Here is a 16,611-nt window from a genome sequence, read left to right as displayed (position 1 = left end):
CCGCGCGGAGCGCGGCGTCAGCGGTCGACGAAGCGGAAGTGCTGGGCGTTGTACCGATCGCCCCGCACGCCGATGCGCTGCGCAAGCTGGTCGAGGTCGCTCCGCTCGTCCGCCGACAGGGCGACGGCCGTCGCGGCGTTGTTCTCAGCGATCCGCTCGACCCGACGCGTACCCGGAATCGGCACGATCCACGGCTGCTGCGCGAGCAACCACGCGAGCGCGATCTGACCCGGCGTCGCACCCTTTGCCGCCGCCAGCCCTGCCACGTGGTCGATCAGCGCGCGATTCGCCTCGAGATTCTCCTTCCCGAACCGGGGAAGCGCGCGGCGCATGTCATCGTCGGCCAGCGTCGTCGATGCATCCATCGTCCCGGTCAGATATCCGCGACCGAGCGGGCTGAACGGCACAAACCCCACGCCGAGCTCGGCGAGAACGGGGAGCACGTCCGACTCGGGGTCACGGGTCCACAGGGAGTATTCGCTCTGCAGCGCCGTCACCGGGAACACCGCGTGCGCGCGGCGGATCGTCGCCGCGGATGCCTCGGAGAGGCCGAAATGCCGCACTTTCCCCTCGGCGACGAGGTCTGCCACGGTGCCGGCGACGTCTTCGATCGGGACATCCGGGTCGACACGGTGCTGGTAGAGGAGGTCGATGACGTCGGTGCGAAGTCGTCGCAGCGACTCCTCCGCGACCCGACGGATGTGGTGAGGACGGCTGTTGACCCCGACGCTCTTGCCGTCCTGGATGTCCCACCCGAACTTCGTGGCGATGACGACCTGATCGCGCACCGGCGCGAGCGCCTCACCGACGAGCTTCTCGTTGACGTACGGGCCGTAGACCTCGGCGGTGTCGAAGAGGGTCACCCCGAGGTCCACCGCGGCGCGAAGGACGCCGATCATGTCGTCACGGCTGCCGGGGTTCGGGCCGTAGCTCTGCGACATCCCCATACATCCCAGACCGATCGCCGAGACCTCCAGGCCCTGACCGAGAGTGCGCGTATGCATCTTCTGAAGCTCCTTCACGTCAGCGGACGTCGACGATCTCTTTGCCGAGCGGCAACAGAGAAACAGGTACGAGCTTGAAGCTCGCCCACCCCAACGGGATCCCGATGATCGTGATGCACAGGGCGATCCCGGTGACGATGTGACCGATCGCGAGCCACCAGCCCGCGAGGATGACCCAGACGATGTTCCCGAGCAGCGCCCCCGCGCCCGCGTCGGAGCGGTCGACGATCGTGCGACCGAACGGCCACAACGCGTACAGCCCGATACGGAACGACGCAATGCCCCAGGGGATGGTCAGGATCAGGATGCACAGGACGATGCCCGCCAGCACGTAGCCGAGGAACATCCAGAATCCCGAAAGCACGAGCCAGATGATGTTGAGCAGCGTGCGCATGGGTCGATCATCGCAGGCGGGGCGCGGTGTCGGTGACCCGTGAGAGGCTCACCGCCATGACGAGATTCGCGATCGACGCAGCGACCGCGCTGCGGCTGCTGGCCGACGAGAGGGATGTCGCGAGCGGACACTCCCTCGTCGCGCCGGCGATCATGCGGTCCGACGCGCTGCGCGCCGTCTACGCCGACGTGCGAGCGGGACGGCTCGATGACCGCGAGGGCAGGCGGACGCTGGAGGCGCTCGCGTCGCAGAAGGTGCGGGTGCTGGCCGACAGGGTGTCGCGGGCCACGGCGTTCGCGCTTGCGCGCGAGCGGGACTGGGATGACACGGGGCCGGCCGAGTATCTTGCCGTCGCGAAGCTGCAGGCCGACGCGATCGTCACGCAGGACGCGCTCATGATCGCGGGAGCGGAGGGGCTTGTGCCCCTCGCGGAGTACGAGGCGCTGTTCCGTTGAGCAGGCGGGGAGTGCACCTCGGGCGGTGGGGAGTGCACCCCGGACGGGGGGGTGCACCTCGGGCGGTGGGGAGTGCACCCCGGACGGGGGGGTGCACCTCGGGCGGTGGGGCGTGCACCCTCGCGGTGGGGGAGTGCACCCTCGCGGGTGGGGGTGGAGACGGGCTCAGGCGAAGCGCACCCAGTTCGCCCCGCGGCCGGTCTCGGCCTGTTGCAGGAGACTGAGGGTGTCGCCGTCGACGGCGTAGAGCGACACGGTCGTCGAGCGCTCTCCGGCGGCGACGAGCAAGCGCCCGTCGGCGCTCAGCGCGAACCCGCGCGGCTGCGGCTCGGTGGGGAAGAACCGGGTCGGTCCCGTGACGCCCCCGTCGCTGGACACCGCGACGGCAGCGAGCGTGCTCTCAGTGCGCTCGGTGGCCCAGAGGTACCGCTCGTCTGCGCCGAAGTGCAGGTCGGCGCCCCAGATGAGGTGCCCCGCCATCGGGTCGGCGCCGAAGGTGCTGTGGGCGAGATCCTTCGAAGAGTCGAACGCCGGCGCGCGACCGGCGAGGCGCAGCGTGCCGGTCGAGGTGTCACGGGCGTAGTGCAGCACTTCGCCCGAGAACTCCGTCAGCACGTACACGGCGTCCTGCGCGGCGTTCAGCACGAGATGACGCGGGCCGCTGCCCTCCGGCGCGGCCACGGTCTCAGGGTCGAGCGGCAGCAGCGCGAGGTCGTCGTCCACCGTGTACTGCGCCACGAGGTCGTCGCCGAGCGACACGAAGTACGCGAAGCGCCCGTCGCTGCTCGGCAGCACGGAGTGGAGGTTCGCGAACTTCACACGGCTGACGGGCGCTCTCACCACACCGTCGTCGATCCGTGACGAGATGCCGTATCCGCCGCTGTACGCCGCGCCGAGCAGGCCCGATCCGTCCCTCGTCAGGGCGAGGTAGTTCATGCCGCCGTCGGGAAGGTCCAGACGGGTTCGACGCTCCAGCCGACCGGTGTCCCGATCGAGAGCGAGGGTGAGGATGCCGGCGGGTTCGCCGTCGCGCGACCCCTTCACGCCCGCGTAGACGAGATCGCGGGCGGCGTCGACGGCGAAGGTCGAGCATCCGGTGAGCCCTTCTGTGACGGCGAGCCGCGTCATCCGCTCTCCTTCGACACGGAAGACGCTGATCGAGCCATCACCGGCGTTTGCGACGAGGACGAGCACTGAGTCGGTCATCCTCCGATCGTAGGTCGCTTCACGGCCAGCGCCCGGTTTGCGGGCCACCGCGACGCGTATCGTGGACGGACACCCCCACCCCTGACCCACGGGAGCAATCCGTGCGCCACCACCGAACCTCCACCGACCAGGAGGGTCGATCTTCGTACCCCCTCCATCCGAGAGGGGGTGAATCCGGATGCTGGCGGCGACACTGACCCTGCTGTTGGGCATCGTCGTCACACTGGCGATCATCGTCGCGTGCGGCTTCTTCGTCGCCCAGGAGTTCGCCTACATGTCCGTCGACCGTTCGCGGATGACGGCGAAGGCCGAGAAGGGCGACGCGCAGGCGCGGCGCGTGCTGTCGATCACCAAGCGCACGTCGTTCATGCTCTCGGGAGCGCAGCTGGGAATCACCGTCACCGGCCTGCTGATCGGCTACGTCGCCGAGCCGCTCATCGGGCAGTCTATCGGCACCCTGTTGGGCGGCGTGGGCCTCGAACCGGGGGTCTCGGTCCTCATCGGCACCACGGGAGCCCTGCTGCTGGCCACCATCGTGACGATGATCTTCGGTGAGCTGTACCCGAAGAACCTCGCCATCGCGAACCCTGAACCGCTCGCCCGCGCCCTCGCCGTTCCCACCCGGATCTACCTGACGCTGTTCGGGTGGCTGATCGCCGTGTTCGACTTCGCCGCGAACGCGCTGCTGCGGCTCCTGCGGATCGAACCGCTCGAAGACGTCGACGAGAGTGCGACGGCCCGCGACCTGGAGGCGATCATCGAGGACTCCCGCGCGAGTGGCGATCTGCCCGACGACCTGTCGAACATCATCGACCGCATCCTGGACTTCCCGCAGCGCGACGTCGAGCACGCGATGGTCCCCCGGTCCCACATCGACTCGATATCCCCCGACACCACGATCGCCGAAGTGCTGTCGTTGATGTCGACCGGTCACACCCGCTACCCGGTCATCGGCGACGAGGACACCCCGGTCGGCATCGTCAATCTCATCGACCTGCTCCGCGGGCACTACGACCCGTCCGCGACGGTGTCCACGGTGATGCGTGAGGCGGTCGTCTTGCCCACCTCGATGAGGCTGCCGATCGCCCTCGAGCGGATGCGTCGGACACGCAACGAGATGGCCTGCGTCGTCGACGAGTACGGCAACTTCGATGGCATCCTCACCCTGGAGGATCTGACCGAAGAGGTCGTGGGGGAGATCTCCGACGAGCACGACCTGGACGTCGACGAAGTGACCTCCGACGGCGACGCGTCGTGGACGGTGCCCGGCGACGTCCACCTGGATGAGCTCGAGCGGCTCATCGGGCACGACCTGGAGCGGGACGGCGCCGAAACGGTCGCAGGACTGACGATCAGCGAGCACGGCGACCTGCCGCCGCTCGGTGCGGTCGTGCGGGTCGACCTGCCCGAGCGGGCGGGTGAGGCCGTGCAGGGACTGAACATGCAGCGCTGGCTCGAGGTCGAGGTGCTCGAGATCGAGCGGCACGTGCCCTCGCGTCTGACCGTTCATCTGCACGAACGCGATCTCGACGCCGAACACGATGCGGACGACCGCGCGCGGACGGAGGCGGACCGATGAACGGATGGACCGTCGCTCTCATCACGACGCTGCTGATCATCGCCAGCGCGTTCTTCGTCATCGTCGAGTTCGCCCTGCTCGCCGCCCGCCGGCACCGACTCGAGCAGGAGGCCGACCGCAGCGCGTCGGCGCGCGCTGCCCTGAGAGGAATCAACGAGCTGACGGTCATGCTCGCCTTCGCGCAGCTGGGGATCACCGCGTGCACGTTCCTCCTCGGCGCGATCACCAAACCGGCGATCGACTACGCTCTCGCCCCGGTCTTCGAGGCATGGGGGCTGCCCTCGGTGCTGTCGGGCGTGATCGCCTTCATGCTCGCGTTGATCGTGGTGACCTTCCTGCACCTTGTGATCGGTGAGATGGCCCCGAAGTCGTGGGCGATCGCGCACCCCGAGGTCGCGGCCAAGGCGACCGGCATCCTGGCACGAGCTCTGACCTGGCCGCTGCGACCGTTCCTCCTCTGGATCAACCACATCGCCAACCGGCTCGTGAGGGCGTCCGGTGTCGAGCCCGTCGAGAAGGCGGCGGTGGGCGGCCAGGACGCGGACACCATCCGGGAACTCGTCGCCCACTCACGCGAGGCGGGAACGCTCGAGCGGCAGTACTCCGAGCCGATCGCGCAGGCGATCGCCATGAGCACGCGCATGGTCGGGGAGATCGTCCGAGCCGACCGGGTGCCGACATCCGTCCCCACCGACGCCACGGTCGCCGACCTGCAGCGCGTGGCCGCGGAATCGGGGCACCTTCGCATCCTCGTGGGGTCGACCGCCGAGTGCGCCGTCGCGCACGTGCGCGACACGCTGAAGCTCACTCCGACGACGCCGGTGGCGGCGATCGCGCGCAAACCGCTCGTGGTCGAGCCGGCCGCGTCGGCGTACGACACGCTGCTGCGGATGCGCCGTGGGCGCGTGCAGCTGGCGATCGTCGTGGACGGTCAGCGCCTGCTCGGCGTGGTCACGATCGACGACCTTCTCGGGCAACTGCTTCCCGGACCGGATGCCGCCGCGCAGCCGATCGTGGGAGGGGCGGGTGTCGGGGCCCCGACCTAGACTTGACGGGCAATGACTGACGTCTCTCCGGCCGCGCGCCCCGCGGCATCCGTCCCTCTCATCGTCGACGGCGATCGCGGGCCCCGACCGGGCTCGGGTACTCGCGTCGACGAAGATCTGCTTGCCGGCCTCAACCCCGAGCAGCGCGAGGCGGTGACCTATCGCGGGCAGGCGCTCCTCATCGTCGCCGGCGCCGGGTCGGGCAAGACCAGCGTGCTCACGCGCCGGATCGCCTCGTTGCTGCGCAACAAGGAGGCGTGGCCGAGCCAGATCCTCGCCATCACCTTCACCAACAAGGCCGCGGGCGAGATGCGGGAGCGCGTGCATCAGCTCGTCGGCGATCGATCGCAGGGCATGTGGATCTCGACGTTCCACTCGGCGTGCGTGCGCATCCTGCGGCGCGAGGCCGAGCAGTTCGGCTTCACCAGGTCGTTCACGATCTACGATTCGGGCGACTCGCGCGCTCTGGTCAAGCGGCTGGTGAAGGAACATGAAGCGGATGCCTACGGACTGACCCCTTCGGCGGTGCAGGGGAAGATCTCCAAGCTGAAGAACGAGCTCGCCGATGCGGAGTCCTACGCCCGCTCGGCGAACATGAACGACCCGGCCGAGCGCGTGTTCTGCGACGTGTTCGGGGCCTACCAGCGCGAGCTGCAGCGGGCGAACGCCTTCGATTTCGACGACCTGATCGCCCAGACGGTGTACCTGTTCCGGGCATTCCCGCAGGTGGCGGATGTGTATCGACGGCGGTTCCGGCACATCCTCGTCGACGAGTATCAGGACACCAACCACTCGCAGTACGCGCTGATCCACGAGCTGACCCGGCCACCGGGATCGGACGGCGGACCGATCGCCGAATCGGGCGGGATGATGATCTTCGACGCGCCGGCGACCGAAGAGGCCGCGTCACTGACGGTCGTCGGTGACTCCGACCAGTCGATCTACGCGTTCCGCGGAGCGGACATACGCAACATCAGCGAATTCGAGCGCGACTTCCCCGGCGCCAAGGTGGTGCTGCTCGAGCAGAACTACCGGTCCACACAGAACATCCTGTCGGCCGCGAACGCCGTCATCAGCCACAACTTCGATCGCAAAGACAAGCGGCTGTGGACCGACGTCGGCGCCGGCGAGAAGATCGTCGGCTTCACCGGGTACTCGCAGCACGACGAGGCGCAGTTCGTCGCGGACGAGATCGAGGTCCTGCACAAGGGCGGGGTGCCGTACGACCAGATGGCGGTGTTCTACCGCACCAACTCGCAGTCCCGTGCGCTGGAAGAGATCTTCATCCGCGCCGCCGTGCCGTACAAGATCATGGGCGGCACGAAGTTCTACGAGCGCGCCGAGATCAAGGACGCCCTGGCCTACCTCGTCGCCGTCGCGAACCCTGCGGACGAGATGGCGATGCGTCGCATCATCAACAAGCCGCGCCGCGGCATCGGCGACGTGACGATCGAGACGATCAGCCGGTACGCCGCCGACGAGCAGATCACCTTCCGCGATGCCCTCGGCAACGCGTCGGATCTCGGCGTCGGCCCGAAGATCCAGGCGGCGATCGCGCACCTGGATGCGGTTCTCGCCGAGGCATCCGATCTCATGCTTCCCGCGTCGGGCGAGCTGCCGCCCCCGACCGCCGTGGCCGAGGGGCTTCAGCTCCTACTGACCAAGAGCGGGTATTACGACGCGCTGCGCGCGAGTCGCGACCCGCAGGACGAAGCCCGGATCGAGAATCTCGACGAGCTCGTGGCCGTTGCCCGCGAGTTCGCCCGCAACAACCCTGAAGGCACGATCGTCGACTTCCTCACCGAGGTGGCGCTGGTCTCGGACGCCGACGATCTCGAGGATGCCTCGGGGTCGGTGTCCCTCATGACGATGCACACCGCGAAGGGCCTGGAATACGACGCGGTGTTCCTCACCGGTGTCGAAGAAGACCTGATCCCGCACCGGATCTCGGCCGGTGAGCCTGGGGGCCCGCAGGAGGAGCGGCGGCTGTTCTACGTCGGGGTGACCCGGGCGCGCAAGCGCCTGTACCTCACTCTGGCGATGACCCGCGCGCAGTTCGGCGAGGTGTCGGTGGCGATGCCGAGCAGATTCCTGCAGGAGATCCCGTCGGAGCTGCTGGACTGGCGCCAGTCGCCGGGCGACGTCAACTCGCGCGGCGGGACGCAGTCGCGGGCGCTCAATGCGCGGCGCGGCTCGGCGGGGTCGGGCTTCGGCGGGTCCGGGTCGGGGCGGCGATACGGCGACGACCTCGTACCGAAGTCGACGTCGCTGGAGAAGTTCGCCAACCGCGTCCCGGCGAAGGTGCGCGACAACGGCGACATGGAGCTCGCGCCCGGCGACCGCATCCGTCACGACGATTTCGGCGAGGGCCGCATCGACGCGATCACCGGTGAGGGCGCGAAGCGCGTCGCGCACGTGCGCTTCGAGAAGGTCGGCATGAAGAAGCTCCTGGTCAAGATCGCGCCGATCGCGAAACTGTAGGTCTCGCGGGTCGTCGCGCCGCCGCGGCGGGCCGACCTTGCGGGTGGCGGCGCACGTGTCCGCGACCCGTCGAAAAGTGCTGCCCGACGCCCCGCGCGGCGACGTTCTGTGACGGGTCGCGAACGGGGGAGCAGGTACCGCGTCCAGAACCGCCGCGTAGGCTGGCACGATGGCACTCTTCGGGCGACGCAAGAAGACCGACGACCAGCGCGACGACGCGACCCCGCAGAGGGGAACGCCCGACCCCGAGGCTCCCGAGACGGATGTCGACGCGGCCGACGCTCCTGGGCTCGCCCCGCGCGACGGTGAGGACGGCGCGGCGAGGGATGACGCGACTCCCGCGAATCCCTCGACCGAGGAAGCCGTTCCGCACGTGAACATCTCGGTGTCGACGTACGGCGCCCCGCGCACAGCACCCGCGGCGAAGCCCGTCGCCTCCGACTCGGCCGCGTCGGCCGCCCCGGCGCCGCGCAACCCCGGCCCCGCCGAGGCGCCCGCGCCCACGCAGATCGTTCCGGGCCTGCCCGACAACGGCCTGGTCATCCAGGCGCTGCGAGGACTCCCCGAGAAGCCCGAGTCGCTCGACCTCATCCACGTCGCCCGTCAGCTTCTGCAGGGCCAGCTGTTCCTGCGGATCAAGGGCGATGCCCGGCAGCTGCTGTCGGAGGGCGCGCAGCTTCCGCTGGCGGTCGCCACGGTCGGTGACAAGCAGTACGTGCTGGCGTTCAGCGGCGGGGCGGGCCTCCAGGCGAGTGTGGCGTCCGACGGTGATCAGCAGACATCCGCTGTCGCCCAGCCCGCGGCGACGGTGCTCCGGCACGTCGTGACCGGCTCGTACGCCGGCATCATCATCGACCCGTCGTCCGCGCCTGCGCGCGCGGTGATCCCTCGCGAGCTCATCGAGCGGATGCTCGATCAGGCCGATCCGAACGCGCTGGTCAAGCACCTGCTCGCCGGCCCGCGCACCGCCGCGACCGGCGCCGACGTGGTCGCGGCGATGCCCGGTGCCAAGCTGTGGGTCGCGGTGAACGAGACCCCGGACGGCAAGGTCGGCGTCGCCGAGGCGCGCGCCAACGGCGAACGACTCCTGCAGGTCTTCTCGCACCCCCTCGAGGTGGCGGCCATCGGTCGCGGTGACCGCGCCGCACCTATCACGGCCGACCGGCTGGGCGCCGCACTGGCTGCCGATGCGGCGCTCGCCGGCATCCTCGTCGATGCCGCCGGCCCGTGGATCCGCCTCGGGCGCGACGAGCTCGCCCCGATCCTCCCCTGACCCCGACATCAGACCGGCGGCGGACCCGCCAGATGTGACCCGCACCAGCCCCTGACGAAGTTCGGTGAGAGCCGCTAGCGTCGCATGCATGGCGAGCCCGTTCACGATGCTGACCGTTCCCGGGCCCGCGGGCGAGCGCGAGGTGCGCCTGTCGAATCCCGACCGGGTGCTGTGGCCGGCGCTCGGGATCACCAAGCGTGAGCTCGCCGAGTACCTGATGTCCGTGTCGGGGCCTTTTCTGGCGGCGAACGGCGATCGACCGGTGTCGCTGGAGCGGTTCCCCGAGTCGGTGGAGGGCGAGCGGTTCTACTCCAAGAACCCGCCGAAGGGCACGCCCGACTACGTCGAGGCGGTGACCGTCCGATACAACAGCGGGCGACGGCATCCGCAGATCGTCCTCACCGAACCGGCCGCGGTGGTGTGGGCGGCGCAGATGAACACGATCGTGTTCCACCCGTGGGCGTCGCTGACGAGCAACACCGACAACCCCGTCGAGCTGCGGATCGACCTCGATCCGCAGCCGGGCACCGACTTCGCCGATGCCGCCGCGGTCGCGCCGGCCCTCCGCGAGGTGCTCTCCGACGCAGGACTGACGGCGTACCTGAAGACCAGCGGCAACCGCGGCATCCATGTCTTCTGTCCCATCCAGTCCGAGTGGGAGTTCCTCGACGTGCGCCACGCCGTCATCGCCGCCGGACGTGAGCTCGAGCGCCGGATGCCCGACCGCGTGACGACGAACTGGTGGAAGGAGGAGCGCGGCGAGCGCATCTTCATCGACTTCAACCAGGCCAACCGCGATCGAACGATGGCGGGGGCTTACAGCCCGCGGGCGCTCGCGGGCGCGACCGTGTCGACGCCGATCACGTGGGACGAGCTGGCGGATGCCGACCCTTCGGCCTTCACGGTACGCTCCGTGCCCGAGCGGTTGGCGTCGGTGGGAGACCCCTGGGAGGGGATGCCGGCGACGCCGGGCCGCATCGACGTGCTGCTGGAGTGGTGGCAGCGCGACCTCGACGACGGGCTCGGCGAGCTGCCGTTCCCGCCGGACTTCCCGAAGATGCCGGGCGAGCCGCCGCGGGTGCAGCCGAGCCGCAAGAACGAGGCGAACTGGCCCCAGGACTAGCCTGCCGCGGTGCCCCCTGCGCTTCCCCCGTCCCGTCACGCCCCTGCGGGGCGCGGTGCGGGGCGGAACGTGACGGGGGAGCACCCGGGTCCGGGCGGGCGGAGGTGCGAGGCCGGCGTGGGTGCGTGGGTGCGCGGGATGGCGCGACGCCGGCGCGCACGCGAGACTGAGGCGATGGACCTTCCCGTCATGCCCCCGGTCGCGCCGATGCTCGCGAAGTCGGTCTCGACGATCCCCGACCTCGGGCACGTCGAACCCAAGTGGGACGGCTTCCGCACGATCGTGTTCCGCGACGGCGACGAGGTCGAGCTCGGCAGCCGCAACGAACGCCCGATGACGCGCTACTTCCCCGAGCTGGTCGAGGCGTTGCGCGCGCAGCTCCCCGAGCGCTGCGTCGTCGACGGAGAGATCGTCGTCGCCACCGACGGCGGCCTGGACTTCGAGGCCCTGCAGCAGCGCATCCACCCCGCGGCGAGCCGGGTGAACCTGCTCGCCGTCCAGACGCCGGCGTCGTTCATCGCCTTCGACCTGCTCGCGCTCGGCGACGACGACCTCACCGGTCGCCCCTTCTCCGAACGCCGCGCGCGGCTCGTCGACACCTTCTCCGGCGTCGAACCGCCGGTCTACGTGACTCCCGCGACCGGGGACCCCGCCGTCGCGCAGGAGTGGTTCGAGACCTTCGAGGGCGCGGGTCTGGACGGGGTCATCGCCAAACCCCTCGATGGCACATACCAGCCGAACAAGCGCACCATGTTCAAGATCAAGCACGAGCGCACCGCCGACTGCGTCGTCGCCGGATTCCGATGGCACAAGTCGGGTCCGATCGTCGGATCCCTGCTCCTGGGCCTCTACGCCGACGACGGCACCCTGCACCACGTCGGCGTGACGGCATCCTTCCCCATGGCCCGGCGGAAAACCCTGCTCGACGACCTCGCGCCGTACCGCGACGTCGACTTCGCCGCGCATCCCTGGGGCGGCTGGGCCGAGCACGCCGCCGACGGCGCCCAGCTCGCCGGAGCCGGAAGCCGGTGGAACGCCGGGAAGGACCTCTCCTTCGTGCCTCTGCGGCCCGAGCTCGTCGCGGAGGTCGCGTACGACCACATGGAGGGGGAGCGGTTCCGCCACATCCCCTCGTTCCGGCGCTGGCGCCCCGACCGCGATCCGCACTCGTGCACGTTCGCGCAGTTGGAGGTGCCGGCGAGCTTCACGCTCTCCGACATCCTCCCCGGGCTCTGAGGCGGGCGGCGATCACTGGATCGCGCATCGCACGGTCGCCCGCTCGCCGCGCCCTCTCGCGCTACGCCGCCGGTTCCGTCGCTTTCCGCTGCGCCCAGCGGGCGGGCTTGTTCGGCCCGTTCCACACCTGGATCGCGCCCCAGACGACCGCCGTGATCGGGACGGCGAGCACGGCGCCGAGGATGCCGCCGAGCACGGTTCCGACGGTCAGGGCGATGAGGATGACGAAGGCGTGGAGCTTCAGCGTCCGCCCCATGAGAACGGGCTGGAGGAAGTTGCCCTCGAGCTGGTTGACGAGCACGACCACGCCGACGACGAAGAGGGCGTTGACCCAGTCGTTCGCGACGAGGGCCACGAGCGCGGCGAGGATGCCGGCGACGGTCGCCCCGACGATCGGGATGAAGGCCAGCAGGAACACCAGCACCGCCAGCGGCAGCGCGAGCGGCACCTGCAGGATGAGCAGGCCGATGCCGATCCCGACCGCGTCGACGAAGGCGACCGCGGCGGTGCCGCGCACGTACGAACCGAGGGTGACCACCGTCTTGTCGCCGATGCGGCGGGCACGCGCCTCGTCCGCGCCGCGGAAGGGGCGCAGCAGGAACTCCCAGAGCCAGGGGCCGTCCTTCAGGAAGAAGAAGAGGACGACGATCATGAGGATCAGGCCGGTGACGAAGTTGGCCAGCACGCTCACCCCGGCGAGGGCCCCGGAGCCGAACTGGGCGCTGGTGACGAAGTCGATGACCTGGTCGCTCCACTCCTGGATCTGATTGTCCGTGGGGGCGAACGGCAGAGTATTGATCCAGGCGACGAGCTGCTGGAACCCCGCCTCGGCCTGCGAGTACAGATCATCCCACTGGTTGCGCACCGCCCAGACGATGAGCCAGCCGGCGAGCCCCAGCACCACCAGGACCGCCAGCATCGTGATGAGGGTGGCCACGACCGAGGGCACGCCCCGTCGTCGCAGCCACGACATGAGCGGCGCGAAGGCGCAGGCGAAGATCAGGGCGATGATGACGGGGATCCAGACCACCGTCACCTGCTGCAGACCGATCACGGCGAGCGTGGCGATGCCGATGACGATCGCGATCTGCAGCGACCGGGTGGCGAGCTTGCCGAATCCGTCGGCCCAGAGACCCAGCGCGACGGGTGCTTTTGCGGCCTTCGCCGCGGCCGACCCGGCATCCGCGGCGGAGCCGAGAGCCCCAGTGTCGAAAACGGGGCGGCGCGGCGCGCGACGGAAGAGTCCCATGGCTGAACCATACGGCCGTGTCGACGCGGCGGTCAGGTGGTTGCGCGGCACGTCGCAGGGGGATAGGGCGTCCCCAGCCCCCGACCCGGACTCGAATTGTGACATCGAGTGTCACCTCATGCGAGACTGGATGTCATGACGTCTGCGCCGACCCCCACCGCGACCGACACCCCCGCCGGCATCCTTCCCGGCGACCGCGCGGGTGCCTATCGCGTGACCGATCCGCTCGACACCGACTACTACGGCGTCTTCGCCGACATCGGCGGCGCCGAGCGCGATGCCTGGTCGCGCGCCCGGGTGCTCATCTCGGAGTACGGCGATCGCTCGGCCGCCCAGTGGGATGCCGGCGACTACGACATCTCGATCGTGCGCCGCATGGGCGAGCTCGACCTCTTCGTCGACGGCATCGAGCACGAGGGCCTGACCGCCCTGTCTCCGCTGGCCGCGGGCCTGATCAACATGGAGATCTCGCGCGGCGACGGATCGCTCGGCACCGTGCTCGCCGTGCAGGGCGGTCTGGCGCTGCGGACCCTCGCACTCTTCGGCAGCGACGCGCAGAAGGCGCAGTACCTGCAGCCGATCGCCCGCGGCGAGGTGCTCGGCTCCTTCGCCCTGACCGAGCCCGACCACGGCTCGGACTCGGTGTCGCTCGAGACCCGCGCGACGCGCGCCGCCGACGGCGGCTGGATCATCGACGGCGCCAAGAAGTGGATCGGCAACGGCGCATCGGGCGGGGTCACCTTCGTCTGGGCGCGCGTGGAGTCTCCCGGCGCCGACGACCACGGCAAGGTGCGCTGCTTCCTCGTCCCGCAGGAGGCCGAGGGCTACCACGGCGAGCCCATCACCGGCAAGGCGTCGCTCCGCGGCATCCACCAGGCCCACATCACCCTGCGCGGCGTGACGCTCCCCGCCAATGCGGTGCTGCCGGGCAGCCACAGCTTCAAGGACGCCTCGACCGTGCTCTACGCCACACGGTCGGGCGTGGCGTGGTCGGCCCTCGGACACGCGACCGCCTGCTACGAAGCGGCGCTTCAGTACTCCCAGCAGCGCGAGCAGTTCGGCAAGCGCCTCGCGGCGTTCCAGATGGTTCAGGAGCGCCTCACCCAGATGCTCTCCGAGCTCACCGCGATGCAGCTGTACTGCCGTCACCTCGCCGATCTCGAGGCATCCGGCGGGCTGCGACCGACCCAGGCGTCGCTGGCGAAGTATCACAACACGCGCACCGCCCGGCGGATCGCCGCCACCGCGCGCGACCTGCTCGGCGGCAACGGGATCCTCCTGGAGTACGGCGTGATGCAGCACATGGCCGACATCGAGGCGATCCACACCTACGAGGGCACCGAGTCGATCCAGGCGCTGCTGCTCGGCCGCGACATCACCGGCGTCAGCGCTTTCGCCTGAGCGCTACTCCGACAGTGCGTCGCGCAGGCGCCGGGCCACCTCGGCACTGGGCGTCCGGCGCGGGAACACCGCGACCACGAGATCGTCGGGGGCCGGATCGGATGCCTCGGGCAGCACCCCGAAGCGGCGCCGCGCATCGTCCAGCGCGCGCGTGAGCACCGACACCGGTACGCGCTTGGGCCCGCGGATCAGCCGCCGCAGCACGTGGTTGTGCACCGCGGTGACGAGGGCCGAGAATCCGACCGCGTCGAGCGGGTCGAGGCCCGGAAGGGCCTGACGAAGGTACTCGTCGAAGAGGCGCTCGTAGCGGAAGACCGTGACGATCTCGCGGTCGCGCAGCGCGGGGATCTGGCGCACCACCGCGTAGCGACGCCGGGCGAGCTCGGGGTCGGCGGCGAAGTGCTGGTACACCTGCACGGATGCCTCGCACACGGCCGCCCACGGATCGTCGTGCGGCCGCGCGAGGAAGGCGCGCAGTTCTTCGAGGAGACCCTCGTGGTCGGCGAAGACCACGTCTTCCTTCCCGCCGTACTGACGGAAGAAGGTCGATCGCGACATCCCCGCCGCGCGGGCGATCTGATCGACCGATGTCTGGTCGAACCCCTGCGTGTGGAACAGCTCGACCGCGGCCGCCACGACCTCGGTGCGGCCGACGAACGCAGGATCGGCGTCGCTCACGGGACGAGCTTAGCGGCGGGCCGCTCGGCGCCGCCCCCGGGATGGGGAGCACGCCGGGGTTTGTCAAGGCCATGTTCCGGTTCGGTTCATGGTCGTTCACTGTGTGCATGTCGCATTTCGCTGTCGCCGCGAACACCACCGGTCAGACGCTTCCGCGCGGCGAGCACTACGACGTCGTGGTCGTCGGCGCCTCGCTGACGGGCCTCGTCGCCACCCTTCTGCTCACCCAGTCGGGCCGCCGCGTCGCGCTCGTCGAGGCCGGCGTGATCGGCCCCTTTCGCCCCGGCGCGAGCCGGGATGCCAACGAAGAGACCGCGCTGGCGGCAGCGCTCGTCGCCGCGGGGGCGTCGCTGCACACCCGCACCCTGGTGCAGTCGGTCACCTCGGCGAGCCCCTGCCGCCTCGACACCGAGCACGGCCCGCTCTTCGCCGACCAGGTGATCCTCGCCACCGGCGCCCGCGACGCCGAGGCGCTCTATCGCCCCGGCCCGACCCCGGCGCGCGGTCGGGCCGCGTCATACCTGCTGCCGGCGCCGACGGCGGCCGTTCCGGAGCCGGATGACCCGGGGCGCCGCCTCGCCGAGGGCGGAGCGCCCGGCGGCACCGCCTCGATCGGGCCCGCACCGACAGTGGGCAAGGTGCCGCGTTCGCTCGGTCGCATCCGCTTCGTCACCTCGTGCCACGGGCGCGGTCGCACGCGCGCGGCCCCCGCCGCCCTCGAGGTGGTCGCGGACATCCTGCAGCTTGCTCGCGTCGATCGGCCCGGGTGGAAGGTGACCCTGCTGAAGGCGCAGGCCGGCCAGCGGCCGCAGGCCGTCCGGACCACCCGGAAACCCGACACCCCGCCCGCGGCCTCGTCCGTCGCATAGCGCGTGGACGAGGCTCTCGCGGGGCGGGGTGTCAGGGCCGGCGAGCCCCCACTCAGCCGACGAAGGTGATCACACCCGTGATGATGAGCGTGATGAGAGTCGTCCACATCGCGATCGCGACCGCCTGCCAGAAGAGCACCCGGCCCGGGGCCACGCCGGTGGACACCAGCGCGGCGGCGGTGAACTGCGTCGGCACGAGCAGCGGACCGAGGAGGCTGACTCCCGGGGTGCCGTAGCGCTCGTATGCGCGCATGACCTTCTGGCGGCGCGGCGACAGCTCGGGCGCTTCGCGGCCGCCCCGGGTCGTGACCGCGGTCCGCACGCGGGCTCCGGCGAAGACGACGATCGCGACGCAGAGGAAGTTCCCGGCGAAGCCGGCGATTCCGGCGACGATCGGATGGATGCCGCCGACGATCCCGATCGCCGCGGCGCCCTCGCCCTCGATGAACGGAACGGCGCCGGCGAGGGCGACGATGAGCGGGCGCAGCAGCTCGGGCATCTGGGCGACGAGGTTCTGGAAACCGAGGATGAGGTCGGCGATGGGGTTCATGGTCTCTCCCTGCGGATCGGACGGGGCCGTCTGTCGGACGGTGATTCCATCCCACGCGATCGCGGTC

The 16,611-nt window shown here is 70.2% G+C and carries 15 protein-coding genes; 9 read left to right on the top strand and 6 right to left on the bottom strand.

What is annotated here, in order from left to right; all coding sequences use genetic code 11:
• Nucleotides 1-17: 17 nt before the first annotated feature.
• Both T9R20_RS13090 and T9R20_RS13085 read right to left on the bottom strand, forming a co-directional pair.
• The gene (locus T9R20_RS13090) at nucleotides 18-1,004 is read right to left on the bottom strand and encodes an aldo/keto reductase (protein ID WP_322409747.1); all 987 of its coding nucleotides are present in this window, start codon (nucleotides 1,002-1,004) and stop codon (nucleotides 18-20) included.
• A 19-nt stretch (nucleotides 1,005-1,023) separates the two neighbouring features.
• Complete coding sequence (locus tag T9R20_RS13085) at nucleotides 1,024-1,398, bottom strand: YccF domain-containing protein (protein ID WP_322409746.1); 375 nt, start codon at nucleotides 1,396-1,398, stop codon at nucleotides 1,024-1,026.
• Between the two features lie 56 nt (nucleotides 1,399-1,454).
• Between T9R20_RS13085 and T9R20_RS13080 the strand changes: the two genes are divergently transcribed.
• The gene (locus tag T9R20_RS13080; RefSeq protein WP_322409745.1) at nucleotides 1,455-1,853 is read left to right on the top strand and encodes a hypothetical protein; all 399 of its coding nucleotides are present in this window, start codon (nucleotides 1,455-1,457) and stop codon (nucleotides 1,851-1,853) included.
• Nucleotides 1,854-2,018: 165 nt separating this feature from the next.
• Here T9R20_RS13080 and T9R20_RS13075 read toward each other — a convergent pair whose 3' ends face one another.
• Nucleotides 2,019-3,059 carry a lactonase family protein gene (locus T9R20_RS13075; protein WP_322409744.1) on the bottom strand — a complete coding sequence of 347 codons (1,041 nt, stop codon included), beginning with the start codon at nucleotides 3,057-3,059 and terminating at the stop codon, nucleotides 2,019-2,021.
• Nucleotides 3,060-3,237: 178 nt separating this feature from the next.
• Here T9R20_RS13075 and T9R20_RS13070 point away from each other — a divergent pair, with 178 nt between their 5' ends.
• The 6 genes from T9R20_RS13070 to T9R20_RS13045 all read left to right on the top strand — a co-directional run bounded on the left by T9R20_RS13070 (nucleotide 3,238) and on the right by T9R20_RS13045 (nucleotide 11,797).
• Nucleotides 3,238-4,638 carry a hemolysin family protein gene (locus T9R20_RS13070; RefSeq protein ID WP_322409743.1) on the top strand — a complete coding sequence of 467 codons (1,401 nt, stop codon included), beginning with the start codon at nucleotides 3,238-3,240 and terminating at the stop codon, nucleotides 4,636-4,638.
• On the top strand, nucleotides 4,635-5,684 hold the full coding sequence (locus tag T9R20_RS13065) for a CNNM domain-containing protein (protein ID WP_322409742.1): 1,050 nt from the start codon (nucleotides 4,635-4,637) through the stop codon (nucleotides 5,682-5,684). Before T9R20_RS13070 ends, T9R20_RS13065 begins: the two co-directional genes overlap by 4 nt.
• 12 nt (nucleotides 5,685-5,696) lie before the next feature.
• Complete coding sequence (locus tag T9R20_RS13060; protein WP_322409741.1) at nucleotides 5,697-8,165, top strand: ATP-dependent helicase; 2,469 nt, start codon at nucleotides 5,697-5,699, stop codon at nucleotides 8,163-8,165.
• 169 nt (nucleotides 8,166-8,334) lie between these two features.
• Nucleotides 8,335-9,438 (top strand): SseB family protein, encoded by a 1,104-nt coding sequence (locus T9R20_RS13055; RefSeq protein WP_322409740.1) that lies wholly within the window; start codon nucleotides 8,335-8,337, stop codon nucleotides 9,436-9,438.
• An 88-nt stretch (nucleotides 9,439-9,526) separates the two neighbouring features.
• Complete coding sequence (gene ligD / locus T9R20_RS13050) at nucleotides 9,527-10,561, top strand: non-homologous end-joining DNA ligase (protein WP_322409739.1); 1,035 nt, start codon at nucleotides 9,527-9,529, stop codon at nucleotides 10,559-10,561.
• Between the two features lie 174 nt (nucleotides 10,562-10,735).
• Nucleotides 10,736-11,797 carry an ATP-dependent DNA ligase gene (locus T9R20_RS13045; RefSeq protein WP_322409738.1) on the top strand — a complete coding sequence of 354 codons (1,062 nt, stop codon included), beginning with the start codon at nucleotides 10,736-10,738 and terminating at the stop codon, nucleotides 11,795-11,797.
• A gap of 61 nt (nucleotides 11,798-11,858) precedes the next feature.
• Here the strand turns inward: T9R20_RS13045 and T9R20_RS13040 are convergent, their stop codons facing one another.
• The gene (locus T9R20_RS13040; RefSeq protein ID WP_322409737.1) at nucleotides 11,859-13,046 is read right to left on the bottom strand and encodes an AI-2E family transporter; all 1,188 of its coding nucleotides are present in this window, start codon (nucleotides 13,044-13,046) and stop codon (nucleotides 11,859-11,861) included.
• Between the two features lie 135 nt (nucleotides 13,047-13,181).
• Here T9R20_RS13040 and T9R20_RS13035 point away from each other — a divergent pair, with 135 nt between their 5' ends.
• Nucleotides 13,182-14,447 carry an acyl-CoA dehydrogenase family protein gene (locus tag T9R20_RS13035; RefSeq protein WP_322409736.1) on the top strand — a complete coding sequence of 422 codons (1,266 nt, stop codon included), beginning with the start codon at nucleotides 13,182-13,184 and terminating at the stop codon, nucleotides 14,445-14,447.
• Nucleotides 14,448-14,450: 3 nt separating this feature from the next.
• Here T9R20_RS13035 and T9R20_RS13030 read toward each other — a convergent pair whose 3' ends face one another.
• Entirely contained in the window at nucleotides 14,451-15,125 is a 675-nt protein-coding gene (locus T9R20_RS13030) for a TetR family transcriptional regulator (protein ID WP_322409735.1), read from the bottom strand.
• Between the two features lie 107 nt (nucleotides 15,126-15,232).
• Between T9R20_RS13030 and T9R20_RS13025 the strand changes: the two genes are divergently transcribed.
• Nucleotides 15,233-15,994 carry a hypothetical protein gene (locus T9R20_RS13025; RefSeq protein WP_322409734.1) on the top strand — a complete coding sequence of 254 codons (762 nt, stop codon included), beginning with the start codon at nucleotides 15,233-15,235 and terminating at the stop codon, nucleotides 15,992-15,994.
• Nucleotides 15,995-16,046: 52 nt separating this feature from the next.
• On the opposite strand, the gene T9R20_RS13020 is transcribed toward T9R20_RS13025, so the two are convergent.
• Entirely contained in the window at nucleotides 16,047-16,544 is a 498-nt protein-coding gene (locus tag T9R20_RS13020) for a small multidrug efflux protein (RefSeq protein ID WP_322409733.1), read from the bottom strand.
• Nucleotides 16,545-16,611 lie beyond the last annotated feature (67 nt).

This window comes from Microbacterium invictum (assembly GCF_034421375.1).
Taxonomy (GTDB): Bacteria; Actinomycetota; Actinomycetes; order Actinomycetales; family Microbacteriaceae; genus Microbacterium; species Microbacterium invictum_A.
The sequence above is the reverse complement of the archived record's forward strand: the minus strand, read 5'-3'. Positions and strand labels throughout refer to the sequence as shown.

Excerpts from the sequence above, each read along its gene's own strand:
- T9R20_RS13090 (WP_322409747.1), bottom strand. The coding sequence starts at position 1,004 with ATGCATACGCGCACTCTCGGTCAGGGCCTGGAGGTCTCGGCGATCGGT.
- T9R20_RS13085 (WP_322409746.1), bottom strand. The coding sequence starts at position 1,398 with ATGCGCACGCTGCTCAACATCATCTGGCTCGTGCTTTCGGGATTCTGG.
- T9R20_RS13080 (WP_322409745.1), top strand. The coding sequence starts at position 1,455 with ATGACGAGATTCGCGATCGACGCAGCGACCGCGCTGCGGCTGCTGGCC.
- T9R20_RS13075 (WP_322409744.1), bottom strand. The coding sequence starts at position 3,059 with ATGACCGACTCAGTGCTCGTCCTCGTCGCAAACGCCGGTGATGGCTCG.
- T9R20_RS13070 (WP_322409743.1), top strand. The coding sequence starts at position 3,238 with ATGCTGGCGGCGACACTGACCCTGCTGTTGGGCATCGTCGTCACACTG.
- T9R20_RS13065 (WP_322409742.1), top strand. The coding sequence starts at position 4,635 with ATGAACGGATGGACCGTCGCTCTCATCACGACGCTGCTGATCATCGCC.
- T9R20_RS13060 (WP_322409741.1), top strand. The coding sequence starts at position 5,697 with ATGACTGACGTCTCTCCGGCCGCGCGCCCCGCGGCATCCGTCCCTCTC.
- T9R20_RS13055 (WP_322409740.1), top strand. The coding sequence starts at position 8,335 with ATGGCACTCTTCGGGCGACGCAAGAAGACCGACGACCAGCGCGACGAC.
- ligD (WP_322409739.1), top strand. The coding sequence starts at position 9,527 with ATGGCGAGCCCGTTCACGATGCTGACCGTTCCCGGGCCCGCGGGCGAG.
- T9R20_RS13045 (WP_322409738.1), top strand. The coding sequence starts at position 10,736 with ATGGACCTTCCCGTCATGCCCCCGGTCGCGCCGATGCTCGCGAAGTCG.
- T9R20_RS13040 (WP_322409737.1), bottom strand. The coding sequence starts at position 13,046 with ATGGGACTCTTCCGTCGCGCGCCGCGCCGCCCCGTTTTCGACACTGGG.
- T9R20_RS13035 (WP_322409736.1), top strand. The coding sequence starts at position 13,182 with ATGACGTCTGCGCCGACCCCCACCGCGACCGACACCCCCGCCGGCATC.
- T9R20_RS13025 (WP_322409734.1), top strand. The coding sequence starts at position 15,233 with ATGTCGCATTTCGCTGTCGCCGCGAACACCACCGGTCAGACGCTTCCG.
- T9R20_RS13020 (WP_322409733.1), bottom strand. The coding sequence starts at position 16,544 with ATGAACCCCATCGCCGACCTCATCCTCGGTTTCCAGAACCTCGTCGCC.